General features: G+C 70.5%; 23 protein-coding genes. 5 read left to right on the top strand and 18 right to left on the bottom strand.

What is annotated here, in order from left to right:
- Window positions 1–53 precede the first annotated feature (53 nt).
- The 4 genes from D4739_RS07875 to D4739_RS07860 form a co-directional block, all read right to left on the bottom strand.
- Window positions 54–410 carry an NADH-quinone oxidoreductase subunit A gene (locus D4739_RS07875; RefSeq protein ID WP_120060051.1) on the bottom strand — a complete coding sequence of 119 codons (357 nt, stop codon included), beginning with the start codon at window positions 408–410 and terminating at the stop codon, window positions 54–56.
- A 334-nt stretch (window positions 411–744) separates the two neighbouring features.
- Complete coding sequence (locus tag D4739_RS07870) at window positions 745–1,665, bottom strand: DUF559 domain-containing protein (RefSeq protein ID WP_182920348.1); 921 nt, start codon at window positions 1,663–1,665, stop codon at window positions 745–747.
- Between the two features lie 267 nt (window positions 1,666–1,932).
- On the bottom strand, window positions 1,933–3,273 hold the full coding sequence (locus D4739_RS07865) for a geranylgeranyl reductase family protein (protein ID WP_120060048.1): 1,341 nt from the start codon (window positions 3,271–3,273) through the stop codon (window positions 1,933–1,935).
- Window positions 3,270–3,959: a demethylmenaquinone methyltransferase gene (locus D4739_RS07860; RefSeq protein ID WP_120061801.1), complete on the bottom strand. Its 690-nt coding sequence runs from the start codon at window positions 3,957–3,959 to the stop codon at window positions 3,270–3,272. Before D4739_RS07860 ends, D4739_RS07865 begins: the two co-directional genes overlap by 4 nt.
- Before the next feature lie 91 nt (window positions 3,960–4,050).
- Between D4739_RS07860 and D4739_RS07855 the strand changes: the two genes are divergently transcribed.
- Both D4739_RS07855 and D4739_RS07850 read left to right on the top strand, forming a co-directional pair.
- Window positions 4,051–5,322, top strand: coding sequence for an isochorismate synthase (locus D4739_RS07855; RefSeq protein ID WP_120060046.1), 1,272 nt, complete (start codon window positions 4,051–4,053; stop codon window positions 5,320–5,322).
- A gap of 8 nt (window positions 5,323–5,330) precedes the next feature.
- Window positions 5,331–5,768 carry a hypothetical protein gene (locus tag D4739_RS07850; protein WP_120060044.1) on the top strand — a complete coding sequence of 146 codons (438 nt, stop codon included), beginning with the start codon at window positions 5,331–5,333 and terminating at the stop codon, window positions 5,766–5,768.
- 7 nt (window positions 5,769–5,775) lie between these two features.
- On the opposite strand, the gene D4739_RS07845 is transcribed toward D4739_RS07850, so the two are convergent.
- The 5 genes from D4739_RS07845 to D4739_RS07825 form a co-directional block, all read right to left on the bottom strand.
- On the bottom strand, window positions 5,776–6,417 hold the full coding sequence (locus D4739_RS07845) for an MBL fold metallo-hydrolase (protein WP_120060042.1): 642 nt from the start codon (window positions 6,415–6,417) through the stop codon (window positions 5,776–5,778).
- A gap of 18 nt (window positions 6,418–6,435) precedes the next feature.
- Window positions 6,436–8,301 carry a Na+/H+ antiporter gene (locus D4739_RS07840; protein ID WP_120060040.1) on the bottom strand — a complete coding sequence of 622 codons (1,866 nt, stop codon included), beginning with the start codon at window positions 8,299–8,301 and terminating at the stop codon, window positions 6,436–6,438.
- Window positions 8,302–8,366: 65 nt separating this feature from the next.
- Complete coding sequence (gene menD / locus D4739_RS07835) at window positions 8,367–10,034, bottom strand: 2-succinyl-5-enolpyruvyl-6-hydroxy-3-cyclohexene-1-carboxylic-acid synthase (RefSeq protein ID WP_120060038.1); 1,668 nt, start codon at window positions 10,032–10,034, stop codon at window positions 8,367–8,369.
- Window positions 10,031–10,978, bottom strand: a complete 948-nt coding sequence (locus D4739_RS07830) for an o-succinylbenzoate synthase (protein WP_120060036.1) — start codon at window positions 10,976–10,978, stop codon at window positions 10,031–10,033. Before D4739_RS07830 ends, menD begins: the two co-directional genes overlap by 4 nt.
- Window positions 10,978–11,985 carry an AMP-binding protein gene (locus tag D4739_RS07825; RefSeq protein ID WP_238473568.1) on the bottom strand — a complete coding sequence of 336 codons (1,008 nt, stop codon included), beginning with the start codon at window positions 11,983–11,985 and terminating at the stop codon, window positions 10,978–10,980. The genes D4739_RS07830 and D4739_RS07825 overlap by 1 nt, the downstream gene beginning before the upstream one ends.
- Window positions 11,986–12,018: 33 nt before the next feature.
- Here D4739_RS07825 and D4739_RS07820 point away from each other — a divergent pair, with 33 nt between their 5' ends.
- Window positions 12,019–12,474 carry a GNAT family N-acetyltransferase gene (locus tag D4739_RS07820; RefSeq protein ID WP_220699254.1) on the top strand — a complete coding sequence of 152 codons (456 nt, stop codon included), beginning with the start codon at window positions 12,019–12,021 and terminating at the stop codon, window positions 12,472–12,474.
- A gap of 10 nt (window positions 12,475–12,484) precedes the next feature.
- A complete protein-coding gene (locus tag D4739_RS07815; RefSeq protein ID WP_120060034.1) occupies window positions 12,485–13,438 on the top strand; it encodes a 1,4-dihydroxy-2-naphthoate polyprenyltransferase in 954 nt (317 codons plus the stop codon).
- Between the two features lie 92 nt (window positions 13,439–13,530).
- On the opposite strand, the gene cds1 is transcribed toward D4739_RS07815, so the two are convergent.
- Window positions 13,531–14,586, bottom strand: a complete 1,056-nt coding sequence (cds1, locus tag D4739_RS07810; RefSeq protein ID WP_120060033.1) for an L-cysteine desulfhydrase Cds1 — start codon at window positions 14,584–14,586, stop codon at window positions 13,531–13,533.
- Complete coding sequence (locus tag D4739_RS16855; RefSeq protein WP_182920347.1) at window positions 14,586–14,849, bottom strand: DUF4229 domain-containing protein; 264 nt, start codon at window positions 14,847–14,849, stop codon at window positions 14,586–14,588. The genes cds1 and D4739_RS16855 overlap by 1 nt, the downstream gene beginning before the upstream one ends.
- A gap of 39 nt (window positions 14,850–14,888) precedes the next feature.
- On the opposite strand from D4739_RS16855, the gene D4739_RS16850 reads away from it, so the two are divergent.
- The gene (locus D4739_RS16850; RefSeq protein WP_182920346.1) at window positions 14,889–15,086 is read left to right on the top strand and encodes a hypothetical protein; all 198 of its coding nucleotides are present in this window, start codon (window positions 14,889–14,891) and stop codon (window positions 15,084–15,086) included.
- A gap of 23 nt (window positions 15,087–15,109) precedes the next feature.
- On the opposite strand, the gene D4739_RS07800 is transcribed toward D4739_RS16850, so the two are convergent.
- Genes D4739_RS07800 through hppD form a run of 7 tightly spaced genes read right to left on the bottom strand, consistent with a single transcriptional unit; the run spans window position 15,110 to window position 21,872 of the window.
- Entirely contained in the window at window positions 15,110–16,003 is an 894-nt protein-coding gene (locus D4739_RS07800) for a phenylalanine 4-monooxygenase (RefSeq protein ID WP_120061798.1), read from the bottom strand.
- Entirely contained in the window at window positions 15,996–16,679 is a 684-nt protein-coding gene (locus tag D4739_RS07795; RefSeq protein ID WP_120061797.1) for a 3-oxoacid CoA-transferase subunit B, read from the bottom strand. Before D4739_RS07795 ends, D4739_RS07800 begins: the two co-directional genes overlap by 8 nt.
- Window positions 16,680–16,683: 4 nt before the next feature.
- On the bottom strand, window positions 16,684–17,478 hold the full coding sequence (locus tag D4739_RS07790) for a CoA transferase subunit A (protein ID WP_120060029.1): 795 nt from the start codon (window positions 17,476–17,478) through the stop codon (window positions 16,684–16,686).
- A complete protein-coding gene (gene fahA / locus D4739_RS07785) occupies window positions 17,478–18,662 on the bottom strand; it encodes a fumarylacetoacetase (protein ID WP_120060027.1) in 1,185 nt (394 codons plus the stop codon). The genes D4739_RS07790 and fahA overlap by 1 nt, the downstream gene beginning before the upstream one ends.
- Window positions 18,659–19,456: a hypothetical protein gene (locus tag D4739_RS07780; RefSeq protein ID WP_120060025.1), complete on the bottom strand. Its 798-nt coding sequence runs from the start codon at window positions 19,454–19,456 to the stop codon at window positions 18,659–18,661. The genes fahA and D4739_RS07780 overlap by 4 nt, the downstream gene beginning before the upstream one ends.
- The gene (locus D4739_RS07775) at window positions 19,453–20,673 is read right to left on the bottom strand and encodes a homogentisate 1,2-dioxygenase (RefSeq protein ID WP_120060023.1); all 1,221 of its coding nucleotides are present in this window, start codon (window positions 20,671–20,673) and stop codon (window positions 19,453–19,455) included. Before D4739_RS07775 ends, D4739_RS07780 begins: the two co-directional genes overlap by 4 nt.
- A complete protein-coding gene (hppD, locus tag D4739_RS07770; protein WP_120060021.1) occupies window positions 20,673–21,872 on the bottom strand; it encodes a 4-hydroxyphenylpyruvate dioxygenase in 1,200 nt (399 codons plus the stop codon). Before hppD ends, D4739_RS07775 begins: the two co-directional genes overlap by 1 nt.
- Window positions 21,873–21,928: the final 56 nt, after the last annotated feature.

Below are 21,928 nucleotides of genomic sequence, written 5' to 3'. Positions count from 1 at the left end.
CGACGCGGCCGTCGACCGACGACAACGCGGGCAGGGTGCGTGCATCGCGGGCCTCAATCCCAGTCCAGGCCGCCGCGACGCCATACGTAGGCGTAGGCGACGAAGATGGTGCCGAGGAAGATGACCATCTCCACCAGCCCGAACCAGCCGAGCGCATCCGAGCGGACGGCCCACGGGAGGAGGAAGACGATCTCGATGTCGAAGACGATGAAGAGCATCGCCACGATGTAGTACTTGATCGGGAAGCGTCCGGAGAGCGCCTGGGGCGTCGGCTCGATGCCGCACTCGTAGGCGTCGACCTTGGCCCGGTTGTAGCGCTTCGGGCCGGTGAACGCGCTCATCACGACGGAGAACACGGCGAACCCGGCCGCGATCGCGGCCAGCACCAGAACGGGTGTGTAGAGCTCCATTGCTCCCCTCTCGTCGCCCACCTCGTGCGCTTGTGAATTCATTCACGAAGTGGTCCGGGTCACAGTCTATGACTTTCGCGACACCTGTCACCCCCGGGGGTCAGGGTGTGTCCGGAGTGTCCGGGAAGCGGCCCGCCTGGCCACCGACACTCACCAGCCGCGTACCAGCAGTGGCCGTCCGGCGGGCGGCCAGCGGCCCGCACCACGCGGCGTACGACGAAGTGCCCCGGGGTAGTTCATTGCTTCGGATCCAGCGGAAGGACAGCAACCAATTGCCCCGGGCGAGTTGGTCGCCGACTGCTCCGACTGATCACCTCCCGGCGACCGCCCGACCTCACGCCTCCATGGCCTCCGTGCGCACCGGGAAGTGCGCACGCCAGGAGTCATCGAGGTGCCGAGGCAACCCTTCGAGACCACGGGCGCGCAACACTCGAACGACTCGCTCAAGAGTGCGATCCGGCCGGCTGTAGACGTCCTTCGCCACCAGAACGATCATGCGCCAGCCGTCGTCGTCAATCCCCTCCCGGCGAAGCAGGTCCTTCTCCCACTGCTCGATCCGCTCGGCGTGATGACGCCCGTCGTACTCCACGATCACCTTCACCGCCGCCCAGCTGAGGTCGTAGCGGCGTCGACCGCTCCCGTCCCCGACATTCACCTTCAGGTTGACGACCGGCTCGGGGAGTCCGGCGAGGACGAGGAGCATGCGGACACGCGTCTCCATCGGCGAGTCGACCCGCTCCCTGACGAACACGACAGCCTCGCGCGCCAGAACCGAGGCCCGCAGCTGCGACGCGGCACAGAACTCGCGAAGGACTTCGAGCGTCACCAGTCCCTGACGAACCAGCCAGTCCCCCGCTACGACCAGGTCAACGAGCCCAAGTTGAGATGCGAGCTCCACGAATAACTGCGCCGGTGCCGAGATGCGTGCTCCGCCACGTCGTGTGACCAGCGAGGTCCCTGGAGCGACGTGCGATGTGACGCCCGAACGCCGGAGGCGGTCCTGCTTCGCGAGGACGGAGATGTGCTCACCAGGCAGCGTGGGAACGGGAACGCCAAGAAGTCGTGCGGCAGACACATGACTGACCCACGCACTCGGCGGCGCAACCGCGAGCGGTGCCTTCGCCGCAAGTGCCGGAGTGAGCTCGACTGCGCTGTCGACGTAGACATTGCCCATCAGCCGCCTGAATCCGGGTCCGCGCAACGCCGAGTCGGGGATCCCGGCCTGCAGCGCCTCCGCGCGCGTGAATGGCTGCATCCTGTCGAAGGCCGCCAGCGGTCGGGGCGGTCGACGGGGCCTCAGCTTCCTACGTCCGACAACAGATCCACTCATGCCGGCAGCGTGCCCCAACACGGCCAACAGAGGTCGAGCGTCATCCACAGGGGCGAGGTGGGTCCAGCCGGCTCCCCTCGGCGTGCGGCGAAGTGCCCCGGGGTAGTTCATTGCTGCGGATCCAGCGGAAGGACAGCAACCAATTGCCCCGGGCGAGTTGGTGGCTGCGGCACGCCGAGCCGTCGCCAGGCCTCAGGCGTCGGGCGCGACCTTGCTGAATGCGTTGATGATCCGGTCGTGGGCGTCGCCGTCGCGCGGGTCGGTCAGGTTCGCCATGAGCTTCAGCGAGAACCGCATCAGGGCGGGGCGCGGGAGGCCGTGCTTGGTCGCGAACTTCATGAACGTCGGGCTGCCGATCAGCTTGGCGAAGCCACGACCGAGCGTGAAGTACCCGCCGTACGCCGCGTCCAGAGCCGCGGCGTACCCCTCGAGGACGCGCTCGCGCGAGACCCCGGACGGCCGGGCCAGCGCCTGGACGATGATGTCGGCGGCCATGTGGCCGGCCTCGAGGGCGTAGTCGATGCCCTCGCCGTTGAACGGGTTGACCATGCCGCCGGAGTCACCGACGAGCAGGAGCCCGCGGGAGTAGTGCGGCTTGCGGTTGAAGCCCATGGGAAGCGCAGCGGAGCGGATCTCGCCGACGAGGTTCTCGTCGCGGAAGCCGAGCTCCTCGGGGGTGTTCGCCAGCCACTTGCGCATGGCGTCCTTGGGATTGAAGTCCTGGAACATCTTCGAGGAGTCGAGGATGCCGAGGCCGACATTGGCGGTGCCGTCGCCGCACGGGAAGATCCAGCCGTAGCCGGGCAGCTGGTTGGACGCGCCGACCGGGCCGTCCCACAGCTCCAGCCAGGACTCCATCCACGCGTCGTCGTGCATCGGGGTCTTGTAGTAGGCGCGGGCCGCGACCGCCATCGGGCGGTTCTCGCGGCGGGTGATCCCGAGCGAGGTGGCGAGGCGGGATGAGACCCCGTCGCAGGCGACGACGATCGGCGCTCGGTAGGTGACCTCCTCCCCCGCAGAACCCGGGATCCGGCGGCCGTTCTCGTCGAGCGGGCGGGCCGTCACTCCGACCACGCGACCGGACGTGTCGAGCACCGGGCCGGTGACAGCAGTGCGCTCGAGGAGGCGGGCACCGGCCTTCTGCGCGTGGCGCGCGAGCAGTTCGTCGAGCTCCATGCGCGGACGGACCATGCCGAACGACGGGAAGCTGGCGAGCTCGGGCCACGGCAGCTCGATGCGGTGACCGGCGCCGAGGATCCGGAGCCCCTTGTTCTTCTGCCAGCCGGGCTGGTCGAGGTCGAAGCCCATGCCGATCAGCTGCTTGACCGCGCGCGGCGTCAGGCCGTCGCCACACACCTTGTCGCGGGGGAAGGCGGCCTTCTCCAGGAGGAGTACGTCGACTCCGGCGGCCGCCAGGTGGTGGGCGACCGCGGCGCCAGCCGGGCCAGCACCGACGACGATGACCTGGGCCTCGCGATCGGAAGCGGCGCCCGCATCACCGAGCCCGAAGAGCGCGTCAGCAGGCGAGGTCACGCGGTCCCCCGGTGCAGCGCGACGATCCCCCCGGACAGGTTGCGGTACTCGACGGAGCCCCAGCCCGCGTCCTGCAGCAGCGTGGCGAGACCCGCCTGGTCGGGCCAGGCGCGGATCGACTCGGCGAGGTAGACGTAGGCGTCCGGGGAGGAGGAGACGCCGCGGGCGATGCTCGGGAGCGTCTTCATCAGGTACTCGAGGTAGACCTTGCGGAACGCCCGGTTCACCGGGTGGGAGAACTCGCAGACCACGAGCCGGCCGCCCGGGCGGGTCACGCGGCGCATCTCGCGCAGTCCCGCGACCGGGTCGACGATGTTGCGCAGGCCGAAGGAGATCGTGACCGCGTCGAACGTGTCGTCGGCGAACGGCAGCTTCGTGCCGTCGCCGGCCACGAAGGGCAGCTGCGGGCGAGCCTTCTTGCCGACCTGCAGCATCCCGACCGAGAAGTCGCACGGGATGACCTGGGCGCCTGCCTCGGCAAACGGGAGCGAGGAGGTGCCCGTGCCGGCAGCGAGGTCGAGGATCCGGTCACCCGGTCGCGCGTCGACGGCAGCCAGCACCTGCTTGCGCCACCGGCGGTCCTGCCCCATCGACAGCACGTCGTTGGTCACGTCGTAGCGCTTGGCCACGGCGTCGAACATGCGGCGTACGTCAGTGGGCTGCTTGTCCAGCTCTGCTCGGGTCACGGCCACAGAGTAAGGCGTGCCCCCTCGGGACGCCCATCCACCTGCCCGGCCGCTCCGAACACCTTGATAACCCTCCCGTTAGGCTGCGCGCATGATCCTGAGCTCCGAGGGGCCCTCCGCCCTGAGAGTCCGCACGACGTCGATCGACGTCGACACGGCCTCTGGGATGTCGGGGTTGCTCGACCTGCTCCCCACCGAGGCACCCGTCAGCTGGCTGCGCCGCGGCGAGGGCCTCGTCGGCTGGGGCATCGCGGCGCAGGTCCACACCAGCGGCAGCACCCGGTTCTCCGACGCTGCCAAGTGGTGGGCCGAGACGACCGCACAGGCCGACATCACCGACGAGGTGCAGGAACCCGGCTCCGGGCTGGTCTGCTTCGGCGCCTTCGCCTTCGCCGACGAGCCGGGCGAATCGACGCTGGTCGTGCCTCAGGTGATCGTGGGCCGCCGCGGCGATCTGGCCTGGGTGACCACCGTCGGCGATGTCGCCCCAACGCTGGCTCGTCGAGAGCCGCCGGCTCCTCCGAAAGGCGTCGTCTTCTCCGACGGCGCCCTGGACAGCGAGCGCTGGATGGGGGTCGTCGCCGATGCGGTCGCCCGGATCAACGCGGGCGACCTCGAGAAGGTCGTCCTCGCGCGCGACCTGCTGGCAACGGCGTCAGAGCCGATCGATGTGCGGTGGCCCCTGCGGCAGCTCGCCGCGTCGTACCCGACCTGCTGGACGTTCCACGTCGACGGCCTCTTCGGCGCCACCCCCGAGCTGCTGGTCCGCCGCGAGCGTGGGCTGGTCACCTCGCGCGTGCTGGCCGGCACCATCCGGCGCACCGGTGACGACTCCCGCGACCTCGCCCTGGCCGCGATGCTCGCCCACTCGAGCAAGGACCTCGAGGAGCACGAGTACGCCGTCCGGTCGGTCGCCGAGTCGCTCGAGCCCTACTGCTCCTCGATGAACGTGCCGGAGACGCCGTTCGTGCTGCACCTGCCGAATGTCCTGCACCTGGCCACCGATGTCGCCGGAGTCATCCGTGACACCGATGACGTCAGCTCGCTGCAGCTCGCGGAGGCGCTGCACCCGTCGGCGGCCGTCGGCGGCACCCCCACGCCGGTCGCGCGCGAGCTGATCACCGAGATCGAGGGCATGGACCGCGGCAGGTACGCCGCCCCGGTCGGCTGGATGGATGCCAGCGGGGACGGCGAGTGGGGTATTGCGCTCCGCTCCGGACTACTCGATGGTGACACCGTGCGTCTGTTCGCAGGCTGCGGCATCGTCGGTGACTCGGACCCGGCGGCCGAGCTGGCCGAGTCGCAAGCCAAGTTCGTCCCGGTGCGCGATGCCCTCGCGCCCGGCCCTGCTCCGACCTCCTGAGGACCGTGATGAAGAAGCTCCTGATCGCCCTGACCGCCTGCTCGACCCTGGCCCTTGCGGGTTGCGGCGAGAACGAGACGAAGGCAGCGGCTGAGCCGTCCGCCCTCACGAAGGCAGAGTTCATCAAGCAGGCCGACGCGATCTGCGCGGCGAGCGAGGCGCGGATCGAGAAGCTGGGCTCGGAGATCTCCGAGAACTCGAGCATGGAGGAGATCACGGCCTTCCTCGAGAAGAAGGTCATCCCGGAGCTCACCTCGACCGTCGAGAAGGTCCGCGACCTGGAGCCCCCGAAGGCCGATGCTGATGAGGTCGACGCCATGCTCGATGCCCTCGAGGCCGAGGTGGCCAAGGTGAAGGAGACCCCGATGGCGATCATGGGCGACGACGCGTTCGCGGACGCGAACAAGCTGGCCGCCGACTACGGCCTCACCACCTGCGCGGAGTAGTCCGCGGTCAGTCCAGATCGGCGCCCTCGGGCAGCCGGACGTAGTCCTGTCCGGCTGCACCGAGGAACCGCCCGAGGTGGCCGTCCACGATGCCGAGCCCGGCCTCGGAGTAGACCTTGTCGTGGATCGCGAGGTTGCGGCCTGCCCCCACCCCGCGGGCGAAGTCGATCGCCTCGCTCACCTTGAGCCACGGCGCCGAGACCGGCAGGCAGAGCACGTCGACCTCCTCACCCGGGCCCGTCAGGGCATCGCCGGGGTGGAAGAGCCGGGTGGTCCCGTCGGTGATCAGGTAGCCACTGTTGGTGACGCGCGGCAACTCCGGATGGATCACCGCGTGCAGCTCGCCCACAGCGGTGATGTCGAGGCCGGCAGCTGACCACTCTTCCCCCGGCTCGATGACCAGGACTCGCTCGGCCACGTCGGGAGCGTTGGCCTCGAGGTCACGAGCGACGGCCTCGATCGTCCACACCGGAGCATCGGTACGACGCAGCAGCGCGGGATCCACGTGGTCCGGGTGCTCGTGCGTGATCAGCACCGCATCGGCGCCGTCGATCGCCTCGGCGCCGGTCCACACTCCGGGATCGATCAGCAGCACGCGACCGTCGTACTCGACCCTGACGGCGGCGTGGCCGAACTTCGTGATCCGCATCTGCCTACGGTAGGACGTTCAGCCCGTGGTGTGGTCGACGAAGCACCAGCGCCAGTCCTCGCCCGGCTCGGCGGACTGGATGACCGGGTGGGTGCTCGCGTGGAAGTGGGCGGTGGCGTGCTGGCGCGGTGAGGAGTCGCAGCAGCCGATGTGGCCGCAGGTCAGGCACTGGCGCAACGCCACCCAGCTGGTGCCCTCGGCCAGGCAGTCCTCGCAGGCTGTTGCCTCGGCGACGACGGCGGGGTGGGCCTCGAGGTGGGCGCAGGAGTCACCCGTGCGACGGGAGCGGTCGGTGGTCGACGCGACGACGCGGGCGCGCTCGCGGGCGGAGTGGTCGAGCACGGACTCCTCGATGTCGAGCATGGCGAGGACCTCGCTCACGACGTCGGCCGGCACGGTCCCGGCACTACGGATCTCCAGCACCCGCTCGCGTTCGGCGGTGATCATCTCCAGCCGGACCCGGTTGTAGAGGTCGCTCGGCGACTCCTGGTCGACGGTCGTGGCCAGCCGCTCCCAGGCGGCGAAGTTGCGCTGGTCGAGGCGCTGCCGGACGAGGTCGCCGACGCCGTGCGGGTCGTCGTACTCGAGCTCCTCGAGGCGCGCGAGGCCGGCCTTCGAGGCCTGCTGCAGGAGCGTGGCGCGGGCGAGCGCGTCCTCGGCCGGGTCGGGTGACGGGACGCGCATCCAGCGGGCCAGCCACGGCAGGGTGAGGCCCTGGAGGAACAGCGTGCCGGCCACGACCGTGAACGCGATGAGCAGCAGGACCTCGCGGTGCGGGGTGTCGTCCGGGATGATGAAGGCGGCGGCAAGGGTGACGACGCCGCGCATGCCCGCCCAGCCGAGCAGGAACGTGTAGGTCCACGGCGGGCGCTTGCCCGTGAGCGGGTCCGGGCCGGGTCGCACGAGCAGGTAGCGCGCGGGGAACACCCAGAGCATCCGCAGCACGATGACCGCCGCCAGCGACGCCGCGCAGACCGCGCCGATCCGGGCCCAGCCGAGGTCACTGCTGCCTGCGTCGGTGATGATCCAGCCGGCCTGCAGGCCGATCAGGAGGAAGACCGCGTTCTCGAGGACGAAGGCGATCGTGCTCCAGTTGGTCCGCTCGGCGATCCGCGACGGCGCGGACTGCAGGATCGCGGCCTTGTGGCCGAGCAGCAGGCCGGCGACCACGACCGCGATGACGCCGGAGGCGTGGAACCGCTCGGCCGCGATGTACGCCGCGAACGGGGTGACCAGCGAGAGTGCGGTGTCGAAGACGGGGTCGGTGATCAGCTTGCGCACCTTGGCGACGACAAGCGTCGCAGCGAGGCCGATCAGGACACCTCCGCCAGCGGCGACCGCGAAGTCCTCGCTCACCTCGAGGAGGGTCACGCCGCCGGCGCCCGCGGCGATGGCGGTGCGCAGGGCGACCAGCGCGGTCGCGTCGTTGAGCAACGACTCGCCCTCCAGGATCGTGACCAGCCGTCGCGGCAGGCCGATCCTCCGTGCGATGGCGGTCGCAGCCACGGCATCCGGCGGCCCCACCACGGCGCCGATCGCGAACGCCGCTGGCCAGCCGATCCCGGGCAGGAGGGCGTGGACGACCGCGGCCACACCCGCGGTGGTGAAGATGACCAGCCCGACCGAGAGCAGCAGGATCGGGCGCCGGTTGGCGTTGAAGTCGACCAGGCTGGTCTGCAGCGCCGCCGCGTACAGCAGCGGCGGGAGCAGCCCCAGCAGCACGATCTCGGGATCGAGGTGGACCTCCGGCACGAACGGCAGGTAGGCCCCCGCAGCGCCCACTGCGATCAGCAGCAGGGGTGCCGGAAACCGGATCCGGTCGGCCAGCGCCGTGCTGGCGAGGACGGTCGCTGCGAGCAGGACGAGCAGGAAGGCAATTTCCACGCGCTCATCCTCCCCGAACCGTCAGCTTTGGTGCGCCGAGCCGTCAGGTTTGGCGCGCCGAGGGGTCAGGTTTGGCCCGCCGAGGGGTCAGGTTTGGTCACGAGATCGCGGATGGTGGCGTCGAGTACCCGCCTGTTGTCGCGGCGTACGCGCACCTCGATGACGTCGATGCCGCCGTTGGGGCTTGCGAGCGCCTGCTCGAGCTCGGGCAGGCTCTCGACCTTCCAGTGCGGCGTGCGGGTGGCCGCGCAGAGGGCTGCGATGTCGACACCGTGCGGGGTGCCGAACAGGCGGTCGTAGCGATCGGCGTACTCGGGCGCACCCTGCTCGAGCATCGTGAAGATCGAGCCCCCGTCGTCGTTGACCACCACGATCGTGAGGTCCGGACGCGGCTCGCGCGGACCGATCACCAGCGCACCGGAGTCATGGAGGAAGGTCACGTCACCCATCAGCGCGATGGTCCGGCCCTCGTGCTGCCTCGCCAGCGCCGCTCCGATCGCAGTGGAGACGGTGCCGTCGATGCCGGCCAGGCCACGGTTGGCGATCACCTTGCGCCGGCCGCCGACCGGGCCCGGGCGGGCCATGATGTCGAGGTCGCGGATCGGGCTCGAGGCTCCGACGACCAGCAGCTCCCCGCGACCGATGGCTGCGTGCACGCTGGCCGCCACCTGGTACGGCGTGAGCCCGGGCTCGGCGCCGACCAGCCGGTCGACGGCGCCGGCGGTCGCGCAGTCGAGCTCACGCCAGGCATCGAGCCAGCCCGGCTCGGCGGGGGCCTCCGCGGCCCATACCGCGGCGTACTCCGTGGCGGGGAAGGGCCGCTCGGGCCAGATGCCGGGGCTCCGCACCGAGATCACCTCGATGTCCGGGCGGACCAGGAGCTGGGCGATCGGCCGGCTCAGGGTGGGGTGGCCGAAGACGACGACCCGCTCGATTCTCCGACCTAGATCGGTGTCGAGCAGGAGGCGATAGGTCCGCAGCGCGTGGCTGCCGGTGCGCGATCCGGAGGTGGGTTCGGCGAAGAGGGGCCAACCGCCGGCCTCCGCGACCTGCCGCGCCCGCATCCCGGCGTCGTCGCCGGCGACCACCACCGTGCGCGGGCCCTGCGCGAGGACGGGCGCGTCAGCCGTGACCGGTGCCGGCAGCTGGCAGCGACCGACCGCTGTCGCCGTCGGAACACCGGCGGCGCGGACATAGGGAGAGCTCGGAGTCAGCGGCAGGTCGAACTGCACGTTGAGGTGCCACACGTCCGAGACCTCACCGATCCAGCCGTCCGGGGGCTGCTGCCGACCCCCTCGGGCGATGGCGGGCACAGCGTTGTCGGGGTGATCAATGTCGAAGCTCTGGGCAAACCGGCCGAAGACCGTGCGCTGGTCGGTCGTCTGGCTGGCGCCGGTGCCCCGCAGCCGGGCCGGCCGGTCCGCGGTCACGACGATCAGCGGCAGCCCGACATGCGCCGCCTCCATCACCGCCGGGAGCAGGTTGGCGACGGCCGTCCCGCTCGTGCACATGACGGCGGTGCGGCGCCCCATCTTGGTCAGGCCCAGGGCGAGGAATCCGGCAGTCCGCTCGTCGCTGCGCGTGTGCAGGCGGAGCAGACCCGCCGCGTCGGCGTCGTACGCCGCGAAGGCGAGAGGGGCGTTGCGTGATCCCGGTGCGAGGACGATGTCGGTGACGCCGTCGTCGACCAGACCGTCCAGAACAGCGTGCGCGAGGGCGGTCGAGGCGTTCACAGACCCAGATCCTGCCGCACGCGGTCCAGCCGCGCGTGCCAGTGCTCGATGCGGTCAGGGGCGGCAGCGATGCGACGGAAGGCGTGCTCGTCGACAACGGGCAGATGCGTGGAGAGCGCGCCGTCGACGGGCAACAGCGGCGACACCGCGACGTCGTCGGCCAGGAGCTGCACCGTGGCCAGTCCGCACGCGTAGGGCAGCTCGGGCAGGGCAGCGGCGAGCGCTACGCCGGTGGCGATGCCGACGCTCGTCTCGAGCGCGGACGAGACCACGACCGGCAGGCCGATCTCCTCGGCGATCCGCAGGCAAGCACGGACTCCTCCCAGCGGTTGCACCTTGAGCACGGCGATGTCGGCCGCCTCGAGGTCGCGGACGCGATAGGGATCAGCGGCCCGCCGGATCGACTCGTCGGCAGCGATCAGTACGTCGGTGCGTCGCCTCACCGCAGCCAGTTCCTCGACCGTGGCGCACGGCTGCTCGGCGTACTCCAGGCCGCCGGCGGCCCGGTCGAGCCTGGTCAGCGCGGCGAGGGCATCGTCGACCGACCAGGCGCCGTTGGCGTCGATCCGGACCTTGCCCCGGGGGCCGAGCGCGTCGCGGACGGCCTCGAGACGGGCCTCGTCCTCGGCGAGGGTCTGGCCCGGTTCGGCGACCTTGACCTTGGCGGTGGTGCAGCCGCCGGCGCTGACGATCGCGTGCGCCTGCTCGGGTCCGACAGCGGGCACCGTGACGTTGACCGGGACGCTCGTGCGGACCGGGGCGGGCCAGTTGCCGGCGGCTGCCTCGACGGCACACTCGAGCCATGGGGCGGCGACCTCGTCGTCGTACTCGAGGAAGGGGCTCCACTCACCCCAGCCGGCATCGCCCTTCAGCAGCATGCCCTCACGCACGGTGATGCCGCGGAAGCGTGTGCGCATCGGGATCGAGAAGACGCGGGCCTCCATCAGGCCTCCTGTGCGATCGCGCGGATCGCGGCGCGGTTGACCTTGCCGTTGGCCAGGAGCGGGAGGTGCTCGACGGTGACGAGTGCGCGCGGGGCCCAGGTGCGCGGGCAGGTCGCGGCGACCCAGTCGCGGGCTTCGTCGAGCTCGATCGCGCCCTCGATGACCGCGACCACGCGCTGTCCCCACTCGGGATCGGGCAACCCGACGACCTCGGCCGCACGGACGTCCGGGTGCTCATTCAGCCGTCGCGCGACCGCAGGGGCGGGCACCTTCACTCCCCCGCTGATCAGCATGTCGTCGGCGCGGCCGATCACCGTGAGCCGCCCGTCCTCTGCGATGGCGCCGAGGTCGGAGGTGATGAACCAGCCGTCGACCAGGGCCTCGGCAGTGAGCTCCGGGTCGTCGAGGTAGCCGTCGAAGAGCATCGGTCCCGCGAGCTTGATCCGTCCGTCGTCGGTCAGGGCGATCTCGACGCCGGGCAGCGGGTACCCGTCGTACACGCAGCCGCCGGAGGTCTCACTCGACCCGTACGTCGCGTGGACGTCGACGCCCCACGAACGGATCTGTGCCAGGACCGAGCGGTCGACCGGACCACCGCCGACCAGGATGCAGTCGAGCTCCTGCAGCACCTCGATGGCGTCCGGGTCGGCCACGAATCGGGCCAGCTGCGTGGGGACGAAGCTCGCGAACCGTGGGCCTGCCTTCCACGTGGCGCCGTCGGCGACGACCGGGTCGTGCCCGGCGAGGAGCGAGCGCGCGATCACGTTGACGCCGGCCACGTAGTTGGACGGGAGTGCCAGGGCCCACGGCCCATGGCCGACGGCGCGGGCGGACGAGCCGGCGGAGGCAAGGACCGCCGAGCGCGAGAGCAACGCGCGCTTCGGGCGGCCGGTCGAACCGGAGGTCTCGATGACCAGGCGCTGGTCGTCCTCGGCGTTCAGCCAGTGCCGCAGCGCGGCGATGTCGGCGTGGGGATCTCCGGACAGGCGAAGCGGGTCGGCAGGCACGGCCCGAACCTACCGCCCGGCGATACTGGGCGCGTGGAACTGACCTGGCAGCTGGTGCACCAGCGCGACCTGACCGCACGGCAGACCTACGACATGCTCCAGCTGCGCGGGATCGTGTTCGTCGACGAGCAGCAGGTGTCGGCCGAGCTCGAGATCGACGGCCGCGACCTCGAGGGCGAGACCCACCACCTCTTCGGGTACGCCGAAGGGGCGCTGCTCGCCTATGCCCGGCTTCTCGAACCGGACGAGCACGGCGAGAGCCACATCGGCAGGGTGGTCGTCGCCGCTGCCGCTCGCGGCGGCACGGGTGGCCACCTCGTCGCGCAGTCCGTCGCGGCGTGCGAGGCGCTGTGGCCCGGTCTGCCGATCAGGCTGGGCGCCCAGAACCACCTGCGCGGCTTCTACGGCCGCCATGGCTTCGTGCCCGAGGGTGAGATCTACGACGACGCCGGGATCCCGCACATCCACATGGTCCGCCCGCCTGCTTGAATCTCGGGTCATGGCCACCCCCGCTGAATGGTTCGCCGGCGCCCGCCCGCGCACGCTTCCCGCCGCCGTTGCTCCCGTCCTCGCCGGCACGGGTGTCGCTGCGTGGTTCTACGAGCCGGTCTGGACGTACGCCGCGCTCGCGCTGGTCGTCTCGCTCGCCCTTCAGGTCGCGGTGAACTACGCCAACGACTACTCGGATGGGATCCGGGGTACCGATGATGACCGCGTCGGGCCCATGCGGCTCGTCGGATCGAAGAAGGCAACTGCTGGGGCCGTGAAGCGGGCGATGTTGCTCAGCTTCGGGGTCGCTGGTGTCGCTGGCGTTGCCCTGGTCGCGGCCACCGGTGAGTGGTGGCTGCTCGGCATCGGCGCGATCTGCATCCTCGCGGCGTGGTTCTACACCGGCGGTTCGAAGCCGTACGGCTACCTCGGCCTCGGCGAGGTCATGGTCTTCGTGTTCTTCGGGCTCGTCGCGGTTGTCGGCACGACCTTCGTGCAGGTGCACCGCGAGTTCTACGTCTTCATGGGTGGCGCGGAGACATCCGAGGCCGAGATGACCCGGCGCTTCCTCGAGTGGCAGAACGACTGGATCACCCCCGCCCTCCTCGCCGGAACCGCGATCGGCGCGCTCGCCTGCGCGATCCTCGTCGCCAACAACCTCCGCGACATCCCGACCGATACGGTCGCCGGGAAGATGACGCTGGCGGTGCGCCTCGGCGACACCAACACCCGCCGGTTCTACGTGCTGCTCGCGGCCGTCGCCCTGGCCGCCCTGATCGCCACCGCAGCCCTCACCAGCTGGTGGGCACTCCTCGGCCTGGTCTTCCTGGCCCCCGCGATCGCAGGCATCCGCGTCGTACTCTCCGGGGCCACCGGCCCCGGCCTGATCCCGGTGTTGCAGAAGACCGGCATCGCCGAGCTCCTCCTCGGCGCCGGCGTCTTCGTCGGCCTGCTGATCGCCTGATTGCCCCGTGTAACGCGCCGTTCAGCAGACTTCCGCCCCAGTCGACGGCGGCAGAAGTCGGGCGAACTGCGCGTTACACACAGGCGGGGCGGTCAGAGCGTGCCGGTCTCCAGGAACGACTCCAGCCGCTCGGCATACGGAGCAATGGAAATGCCCTGCCCAGCAAGCCACGAATCCGAGTCATAGGTGTGGGCGTAGCGCTCGCCGTTGTCGCAGATCAGCGTGACCACCGACCCGGTCTCGCCACGAGAACGCATCTCCGCGATCAGCTCCAGCGCGCCCCACAGCGACGTGCCGGTCGACCCACCGACACGACGCCCGGTGACCGACGAGCACCAGCGCATCGCAGCGATCGAGGCGGCGTCAGGCACCGCGATCATCCGGTCCACCACGCCCGCCACAAACGAGGGCTCGACGCACGGCCGGCCGATCCCCTCGATCCGCGAACCAGCAGCAACGACCGACGGATCCCCAGTCACATAAGACGAATAGAAGGCCGAGCCCTCCGGATCAACCACACACAGCTCGGAATCCAGCCGCTGATAGCGCAGGAACCGTCCGATCGTGGCGGAGGTGCCGCCCGTGCCGGCGCCCACGACGATCCAGCGGGGCACCGGATGCCGTTCACGCGACAGCTGCGAGAAGAGCGATGAGGCGATGTTGTTGTTGCCCCGCCAGTCAGTGGCCCGCTCGGCGTAGGTGAACTGGTCCAGGAAGTGCCCGCCAACCGACGCGGCCAGTTGACGCGCCTCGTCGTTGATCGACACCCCCGCAGGCACGAGGTGACACCGCCCGCCGTGGAACTCGATCAGCGCGATCTTCTCGGGCGAGGTCGACTCGGGCATCACCGCGATGTAGGGCAGGCCGAGCAGTCGGGCGAAGTAGGCCTCGGACACCGCGGTCGACCCCGACGACGCGTCCACCACAGTCGTGTCCGACGAGATCCAGCCGTTGCACAACCCGTAGAGGAACAACGACCGCGCCAGCCGGTGCTTCAGCGACCCGGTCGGGTGGACCGACTCGTCCTTGAGGTAGAGGTCGATGCCCCACTCCTCCGGGAGCGGGAAGACGTGCAGGTGGGTGTCGGCGGAGCGGTTGGCATCCGCGTCGACGCGGCGTACCGCCTCGTGCACCCACGCACGGCTCATCAGTCTTCCTTGGACCGCAACTCGTCGAGCTTGGAGGCGGCCGCGGACGCGCGGTCCTCGACCCGGCGGGCGAAGCGTGCGCGCTGGGGCTCGAGGAGCTTCAGCGCGACGATGCCCGAGAACAGGAACGATGCGATGAGGCAGACGAATGATGCGGTCTGCGACAGCTCGCCGGTGATCAGGCGCCAGGCGCCCATCACGACGGCAGCAGTGGCCAGGAACAGCAGCAGACGGAGCGCGGTGTAGACGACGAAATCCTTCACGCCGACAGCGTAGGTGGAGCCCGGGGCTACAGTGGAAACGTGCTCAAGTTCCTGATCGTCGTGCTGGTCATCGCGCTTGCGGTCTACGGCTGCGTGATGCTCCTCGAGCGCCAGAGGCGTGGGCCGAGGAAGCCTCCGCAGAGGGGGCCGCAGCGACCGCTCGGGCCGGATGACGACCCCGACTTCCTCCGCGACCTCAACCGCCGTCGCAAGCCCCCGCGGCGCGACCCGGACTGACGCTCCCCCGGACATCTGCCGGGTCAGCCCGGCTTCCGGACCACGCCCAGCCGGTCCGGTGTCTCGTCGTCGCACGCCGCGAAGAACCCGCCCACCTCGTCGACCATCTGCCCGAACGAGTCCGCGGCGAAGAGCACCGGCTGGTAGTGCGTGATGTCGTAGTCGATGGTCGCCATGGCGGCGAAGTCGAGCGGCCGGATCTCCATCGAACCGAACTCCTCAATCTCGCCGTAGGACGAGAGGATCCCGGCCCCGTAGGCCTTCAGCGACCCCTCCTCCCACAGCACGCCGAACTCCACGGTGAACCAGAAGACGTCGGCGACGACCTGCAGCGCCTCCGGAGTCGTGACCCGACGGGCCGCCGCACCCGCCAGCCTGTTGAGCGACGCCACAGAGGGGTCGGCCAGCAGGTTGCCGTGGCCCATCACCTCGTGCAGGAGGTCGGGCTCGGGGGTGTAGAGCGGGGCGGCATGGTGGCGGAGGTACTGCGTGGAGTGGAAGATCCCGTCCTCGAGCGAGCCGTAGAACTCCTCCAGCGGGACGATCCCCGGCGCCGGGACGTAGGAGAAGCCGGTCAGCCCCTGCAACCCGTCCGTGACCTCGGAGAGCTGCGGCACCCGGTCGCGCGGCAGGTCGAGAGCGCGCACTGCATCGTTGAAGGCCCTGCACGCGTGGCGTGAGTGCAGGGGGCCGAGGTGCTCGCACACGGTCCGCCAGACCTCGTGCTCGGTCTCGGTGTAGTCGATCCGCGGCAGCGGGTCACCGGGCTGCCACGCCAGCGACACGGCCGCGATCTCGTTGCGACGACGCTGGTACTCCGGGTCCTTCAGGCCCGGGTGACCCTCAACCAGGTGCACCGTCACGTTGCCGTCCTCGTCGGTCGTCACGGGTGAGTAGAGCTGCGCCTCCTCAAACATCGGCACCCACCTCCTCTCGCTCGGTTGGCTCTCGTTCGATCGGTACGCCGCGGCGCGCGGCCAGGCGGCGTACCTTGAGGGGCGGCTCCGTGGCCGCCTGGATCTGGGACTCCGTCACGCCCGGGGCGAGCTCGACGAGAACGAGTCCGTCGGCCTCGATGTCGACGACCCCGAGGTCGGTGATGATCCGTCCGACGACACCGCGACCGGTGAGCGGCAGGGAGCACTCGTCAACGACCTTGAAGGACCCGTCGCGGGCGAGGTGCTCCATCAGGACGATCACGCGGCTGGCTCCGTGGACGAGGTCCATCGCACCGCCCATGCCCTTGACCATCTTGCCGGGGATCAGCCAGTTGGCGATGTCGCCGGCGGCCGAGACCTGCATCGCCCCCAGGATCGCGACGTCGACCTTGCCGGCCCGGATCATCCCGAAGCTGGTCGCCGAGTCGAAGAAGGCCGCCCCGCGGCGTACGGTCACCGTCTCCTTGCCGGCGTTGATCAGGTCGGGATCGACCTGATCGTCAGCTGGGTAAGGGCCGACGCCGAGGATGCCGTTCTCCGATTGCAGGACGATCTCGACGTCGTCGGGCACGAAGTTGGGCACCAGCGTCGGCAGGCCGATGCCGAGGTTCACGTAGTCGCCGTCGCGCAGCTCCGCTGCGGCCCGCGCCGCCATCTGCTCACGCGTCCACACCCCGACCACCTCCGCTGATCTGTCCGCCGACGAGGGTCGTGCGCTTCTCGATGCGCTTGTCGGCCACCTGCGAGGGCGTCAGCGGCACCACGCGGTGCACGTAGACACCCGGGAGGTGCACGTGGTTGGGGTCGATCGCACCGGGCTCGACCAGCTCCTCGACCTCGGCGATGCAGATCCGCCCCGCCATGGCCGCGAGCGGGTTGAAGTTGCGGGCAGCATCCTTGAAGACGAGGTTGCCGTGCCGGTCACCGCGCGAGGCGCGCACGAGCGAGAAGTCGGCCACGAGCGCCTCCTCCAGCACGTACTCCCGGCCGCGGAACTCCTGGCGCTGCTTGGCCGGGCTGCTGACGACCACGTCGCCGGCGGCGTCGTAGCGCCAGGGCAGGCCGCCTTCCGCGACCAGCGTGCCGACGCCTGCCTGCGTGTAGAAGGCCGCGATGCCGCTGCCCCCGGCACGGAGCCGTTCGGCGAGCGTCCCCTGCGGCGTCAGCTCGACCTCGAGCTCGCCGGCGAGGTAGCGACGGGCAAACTCACGGTTCTCGCCGACGTACGACGCCACGATGCGCCGCAGTCGGCCGGCGGCGAGCAGCAGCCCGAGGCCCCAGTCGTCGACGCCCGCGTTGTTGCTGACCACCTCCAGGTCATCGACGCCGGAGTCGAGCACGGCCTGGATGAGCACGGACGGGATGCCGCACAGGCCGAACCCGCCGACGGCCAGCGTGGCGCCGGATCCGATGTCGGCGACCGCCTCGGCGGCGGTCGCGATGACCTTGTCCATCAGTCCTCCCCTCGCGCGGGCAGGATCCGCCCGCGCGCCTCGCCGAACCCGACGCGTCGGCCATCCGCGAGTCGGGCGAAACCGCCGATCACGACCTCGTCGCCGTCCTCGAGGAATCCGCGCTTCTCCCCTCCGACCGCAATCGGCTCCGCGCCCCCGCGGGTGAGCTCGATCAGCGAACCCTGCTGGCCGGCGTCCGGACCGGACACGGTGCCGGAGGCGAAGAGATCACCGGTGCGCGTCGGGGCGCCGTTGACGGTCAGGTGGGCGAGCATCTGCGCCGGCGACCAGTACGTCGCGGCGTACGGCGGGCGGCTGATGACCTCGCCGTTGATGGCCACCGCCAGCTCGATGTCGAGGCCCCAGGGCTGCTCCATGGTGAGGTAGGGCAACGGCTCGGGCACCTGCTGCGGGACCGGCACCCGGGCTCCCGCGAGCGCCGTGAGCGGAACCACCCACGGCGAGACCGTGGACGCGAACGACTTGCCGAGGAAGGGCCCGAGGGGGACGTACTCCCAGGCCTGGATGTCGCGGGCGGACCAGTCGTTGAAGAGCACGACGCCGAAGAGGTGCTGCTCGACCTCGTCGGCCCGGACGGGAGTGCCCAGCGCGCTGCCGACGCCGACCACGAAGCCCAGCTCGGCCTCCAGGTCGAGCCTGGTGGACGGCCCGAAGACGGGAGCGCTCTCCCCCGGCGGCAGCCGCTGCCCGCACGGGCGGACGACGTCGGTGCCGGAGACGACGATGGAGGACGAGCGGCCGTGATAGCCGATCGGCAGGTGCTTCCAGTTGGGGGTCAGCGGGTCGGGCGCATCGGGCCGGAAGAGCCGGCCGAGGTTCGACGCATGGTGCTCGGAGGCGTAGAAGTCGACGTAGTCGGCCACCTCGAACGGCAGCTCCAGGGCGACGTCGGCCAGGTAGTGCACCGCGGCCGCGTCGACCTCGCCCTGGAGCGCCTCGGTGATCTGCGACCGCACGCTCCCCCACCGCGCGGGCCCCTGGGCCAGGAACGGGTTGAGCGACCCGGTCGCGAAGACCTCGTCGTCGAGCAGCAGCGCGAGGTCGACGACCCGGTCCCCGAAGCGGACGCCGACCCGCGGCTCGGCGCCTGCCGCGCGGTACACGCCGTACGGCAGGTTGTGGAGGCCGAACGGATCGTCGGGCTCGACGCGGAGCCGGCTCATGCGGCGCCTTCCTTCCAGGCAGTCGGCAGCAGGCCGAGCCTGGCCAGGTCGTCCAGGGGCTCGCGGATCGAGCAGGTGCCGAAGGAGCGGAACGACTCGCGAACCTCCGGTGTCAGCGCTCGTGCACCGTCCGCGACCCCACACTCGTCCCGGGACGCCAGCACAGCGCCGACCTCCTCGTCCGGGGCGCCCGCCCGCGCGGCAGCCGTCGCGACGAGCAGGTTGAGGAACCCGTGCTGGGTGATGCCGGTCGCGGCATCGGTGTGCCGGACGGCGTGGTGCAGGCCGGCGGTCGCCTTGAACGGCACCCCCGCGCGCACCGCGGCCACGATCGACCCCGCCAGCTCCGCCGGAGACGGGTACATGTCGGCGGTCAGGCCCCCGGTGCGGAACTTCGCGCTCAGTCCGGTCGCTGCGAGCTCCTCCAGTACGGCGCTGCGCCGGGCGTCTCGCGGCACCTCCACGAAGACATCGACGCCCAGCGACGCCAGCGAGCGGACCTCGTCGGCGCGCGCGGCGGCGGGGAGTGCGACCTCGAGTGCGCGAAGCCGCGGACCCGCGGCAGCCACCGCGGCGTGTGCGTCGTCGAGCCGGGAGACCACGGACAGCGGCCCGTCCCAGACCAGGGCGAGGTCGGCGACCCGGACCACGAGCGGGCCCAGCGCCGCGGCGTAGGCGTTGCGGAGGTGGGCTGCGTGCGAGATGACCGCCTCCGGCAGCGACGCGTTGCCCGGCGGAAAGATCGCGGCGTCATCCAGGAGCCCGGCGAGGACCTCGGGCACGAGGGTGCTCATCGGTCCCGGGCCTGTTCACGTCCGGGCGACCAGGACGATGCGTAGACGCCGTCGTCGACCTCGAGTCCGGCCGCCCCCAGCTCGAGCGGGCGGAAGGTGTCGACCATGACCGCGAGCTCGTCGAACGACTCGGCACCGATCGACCGCTCGTAGGCACCCGGCTGCGGTCCGTGCGGATGGCCGCCCGGGTGCAGCGTGATCGAGCCGGGTCCGATGCCGGATCCCTTGCGGGCCTCGTAGTCGCCGGCGACGTAGAACATCACCTCGTCGGAGTCGACGTTGGAGTGGTAGTAGGGCACCGGGATCGACAGCGGGTGGTAGTCGACCTTGCGCGGCACGAAGTTGCAGATGACGAAGTTGATGCCCTCGAAGACCTGATGCACCGGCGGCGGTTGGTGCACCTTGCCGGTGATCGGCATGAAGTCGGCGACGTTGAACGCGAAGGGATACAGGCAGCCGTCCCACCCGACCACGTCGAACGGGTGGTGGGGCAGTGTGTGGACGGTGCCACCGATGCCGCCGGGCAGCCCCGGCACGCGGTGCTTGATGAAGACGTCGACGTCCGTGTCCTCGACGAGCTGGGGACGCTTCGGCCCGCGCAGGTCCCTCTCGCAGTACGGCGCGTGCTCGAGCAGCTGCCCGAACTTGCTGAGGTAGCGACGAGGAGGCGTGATGTGGGAGTTGCCCTCGATCGCGTAGATGCGGACCGGGCCACGAGGCACGATCCGGTGCGTCGTCGCGCGTGGGATCACCACGTAGTCGCCGTCAGCGACCTCCAGGTCCCCGAACACCGTCTCGACACGAGCCGAGCCCGCCTCCACGAAGAGGCACTCGTCGCCGATGGCGTTGCGGTAGAGCGGGCTGGTCGCGTCGGCCACGACGTACGAGATCCGGACGTCGGCGTTGCCGAACAGCAACCGCCGACCGGTCACTGCATCGGTCACTGCGTCTGTGCCAGACCCCTCGTCGAAGGACAGGGCACGGGTCGACAGGTGGCGCGGCAGCAACGGGTGGTTGGGGGTGAGCGACTGGTCGGGCAGCTCCCAGATCCTGCTCGCCTCAACGGCCGACGGGATGAAGCGGTGGTAGAGCAAGGACGAGTCCGACGAGAAGCCCTCCTCCCCCATCAGCTCCTCGAAGAGCAGCGCCCCGTCATCTCCCCGGTGCTGCGTGTGCCGCTTCGGCGGCACCGCCCCGATCGACCGATAGTGCGGCATCAGAGGTTCCCCCGTCGCTCCTGCTCGCGCTCGATCGACTCGAAGAGGGCCTTGAAGTTGCCCTTGCCGAAGCCGAGCGAGCCGTGGCGTTCGATCAGCTCGAAGAAGACGGTGGGCCGGTCGCCCAGCGGTTTGGTGAAGATCTGCAGCAGGTAGCCGTCCTCGTCGCGGTCGACGAGGATCCCGCGCTGCTTCAGCTCCTCGACCGGGACCCGCACCTCACCGATCCGGGCCCGCAGGTCCGGGTCGTCGTAGTAGGCGTCCGGGGTCTCGAGGAACTCCACACCCCGGCTGCGGAGGACGTCCACGGTGTGCAGGATGTCGCCGGTGGCCAGCGCGAGGTGCTGCGCGCCCGGCCCGCCATAGAACTCGAGGTACTCGTCGATCTGCGACTTCCGCTTGCCGACGGCCGGTTCGTTGAGGGGGAACTTCACGCGGTGGTTGCCGCTGGCGACCACCTTGGACATCAGGGCGGAGTACTCCGTGGCGATGTCGTCGCCGATGAACTCGGCCAGGTTCACGAAGCCCATGACCCGGTTGTAGAACCCGACCCACTCGTCCATCCGGCCGAGCTCGACGTTGCCGACGATGTGGTCGAGCGCCTGGAACAGGCGCCTGCCCTCACGCTTCACACCGGCGGCAGCCATGAAGCCGGGCAGGTAGGCGCCGGCGTACCGATGCCCGTCCACCTCCCGCTGGACCAGCGTGTGCCGGGTGTCGCCGTAGGCCGCGAGGGCGGCCACGCGGACCGTGCCGTGCTCGTCGGTCAGGTCGTGGGGTTCCTCGAGAATCGTCGCGCCCGCGGACCGCGCCTGCTCGATGCAGCGCTCGACGTCCGGCACCTCGAGGGCGATGTCGACGACGCCGTCGCCGTGACGCGCGTGGTGGGCGACGAGGGGGCTGTCTGCCTGCACTGCGCCGCGGAGCACGAAGCGGATCGACCCCGAGCGGAGCACGAGCTCCTTGTGGTCGCGGCAGCCCGTCTCGGGGCCGGCGTACGCCTCGAGCTCCATGCCCCACACCTGCTGGAAGTACGCCGCGGACACGGTCGCGTTGCCGACCACGAAGACGATCGCGTCCCAGCCCGTGATCGGGAACGGGTCGCGCGACTCGTCGTAGTCCACGAGACCGACGAGCTGGCGGAGCTGCTCCACGTCGAGGCCGGCGCGCTGCTCCGACTCGGTGAGTACGTCATGCATGCCTCGATCAAACTCCCGCGACCCGGGGTCAGCAACTGCACCAGTCAGCATTGGTC

Source organism: Nocardioides cavernaquae (genome assembly GCF_003600895.1).
Lineage (GTDB): Bacteria > Actinomycetota > Actinomycetes > Propionibacteriales > Nocardioidaceae > Nocardioides > Nocardioides cavernaquae.
Note: the sequence above shows the minus strand (reverse complement) of the source record. Positions and strands in the feature narration are given on the sequence as shown.

Excerpts from the sequence above, each read along its gene's own strand:
- cds1 (WP_120060033.1), bottom strand. The coding sequence starts at position 14,586 with ATGAGCCGTGCGTGGGTGCACGAGGCGGTACGCCGCGTCGACGCGGAT.
- D4739_RS07870 (WP_182920348.1), bottom strand. The coding sequence starts at position 1,665 with ATGCAGCCATTCACGCGCGCGGAGGCGCTGCAGGCCGGGATCCCCGAC.
- fahA (WP_120060027.1), bottom strand. The coding sequence starts at position 18,662 with ATGAGCCGGCTCCGCGTCGAGCCCGACGATCCGTTCGGCCTCCACAAC.
- D4739_RS07795 (WP_120061797.1), bottom strand. The coding sequence starts at position 16,679 with ATGGCGGCGCGGGCCGCAGCGGAGCTGCGCGACGGCGACTACGTGAAC.
- D4739_RS07800 (WP_120061798.1), bottom strand. The coding sequence starts at position 16,003 with ATGTTTGAGGAGGCGCAGCTCTACTCACCCGTGACGACCGACGAGGAC.
- D4739_RS07875 (WP_120060051.1), bottom strand. The coding sequence starts at position 410 with ATGGAGCTCTACACACCCGTTCTGGTGCTGGCCGCGATCGCGGCCGGG.
- D4739_RS07850 (WP_120060044.1), top strand. The coding sequence starts at position 5,331 with ATGAAGAAGCTCCTGATCGCCCTGACCGCCTGCTCGACCCTGGCCCTT.
- D4739_RS07830 (WP_120060036.1), bottom strand. The coding sequence starts at position 10,978 with ATGGAGGCCCGCGTCTTCTCGATCCCGATGCGCACACGCTTCCGCGGC.
- D4739_RS07815 (WP_120060034.1), top strand. The coding sequence starts at position 12,485 with ATGGCCACCCCCGCTGAATGGTTCGCCGGCGCCCGCCCGCGCACGCTT.
- D4739_RS07790 (WP_120060029.1), bottom strand. The coding sequence starts at position 17,478 with ATGGACAAGGTCATCGCGACCGCCGCCGAGGCGGTCGCCGACATCGGA.
- D4739_RS07775 (WP_120060023.1), bottom strand. The coding sequence starts at position 20,673 with ATGCCGCACTATCGGTCGATCGGGGCGGTGCCGCCGAAGCGGCACACG.
- D4739_RS07780 (WP_120060025.1), bottom strand. The coding sequence starts at position 19,456 with ATGAGCACCCTCGTGCCCGAGGTCCTCGCCGGGCTCCTGGATGACGCC.
- D4739_RS07855 (WP_120060046.1), top strand. The coding sequence starts at position 4,051 with ATGATCCTGAGCTCCGAGGGGCCCTCCGCCCTGAGAGTCCGCACGACG.
- D4739_RS07845 (WP_120060042.1), bottom strand. The coding sequence starts at position 6,417 with ATGCGGATCACGAAGTTCGGCCACGCCGCCGTCAGGGTCGAGTACGAC.
- hppD (WP_120060021.1), bottom strand. The coding sequence starts at position 21,872 with ATGCATGACGTACTCACCGAGTCGGAGCAGCGCGCCGGCCTCGACGTG.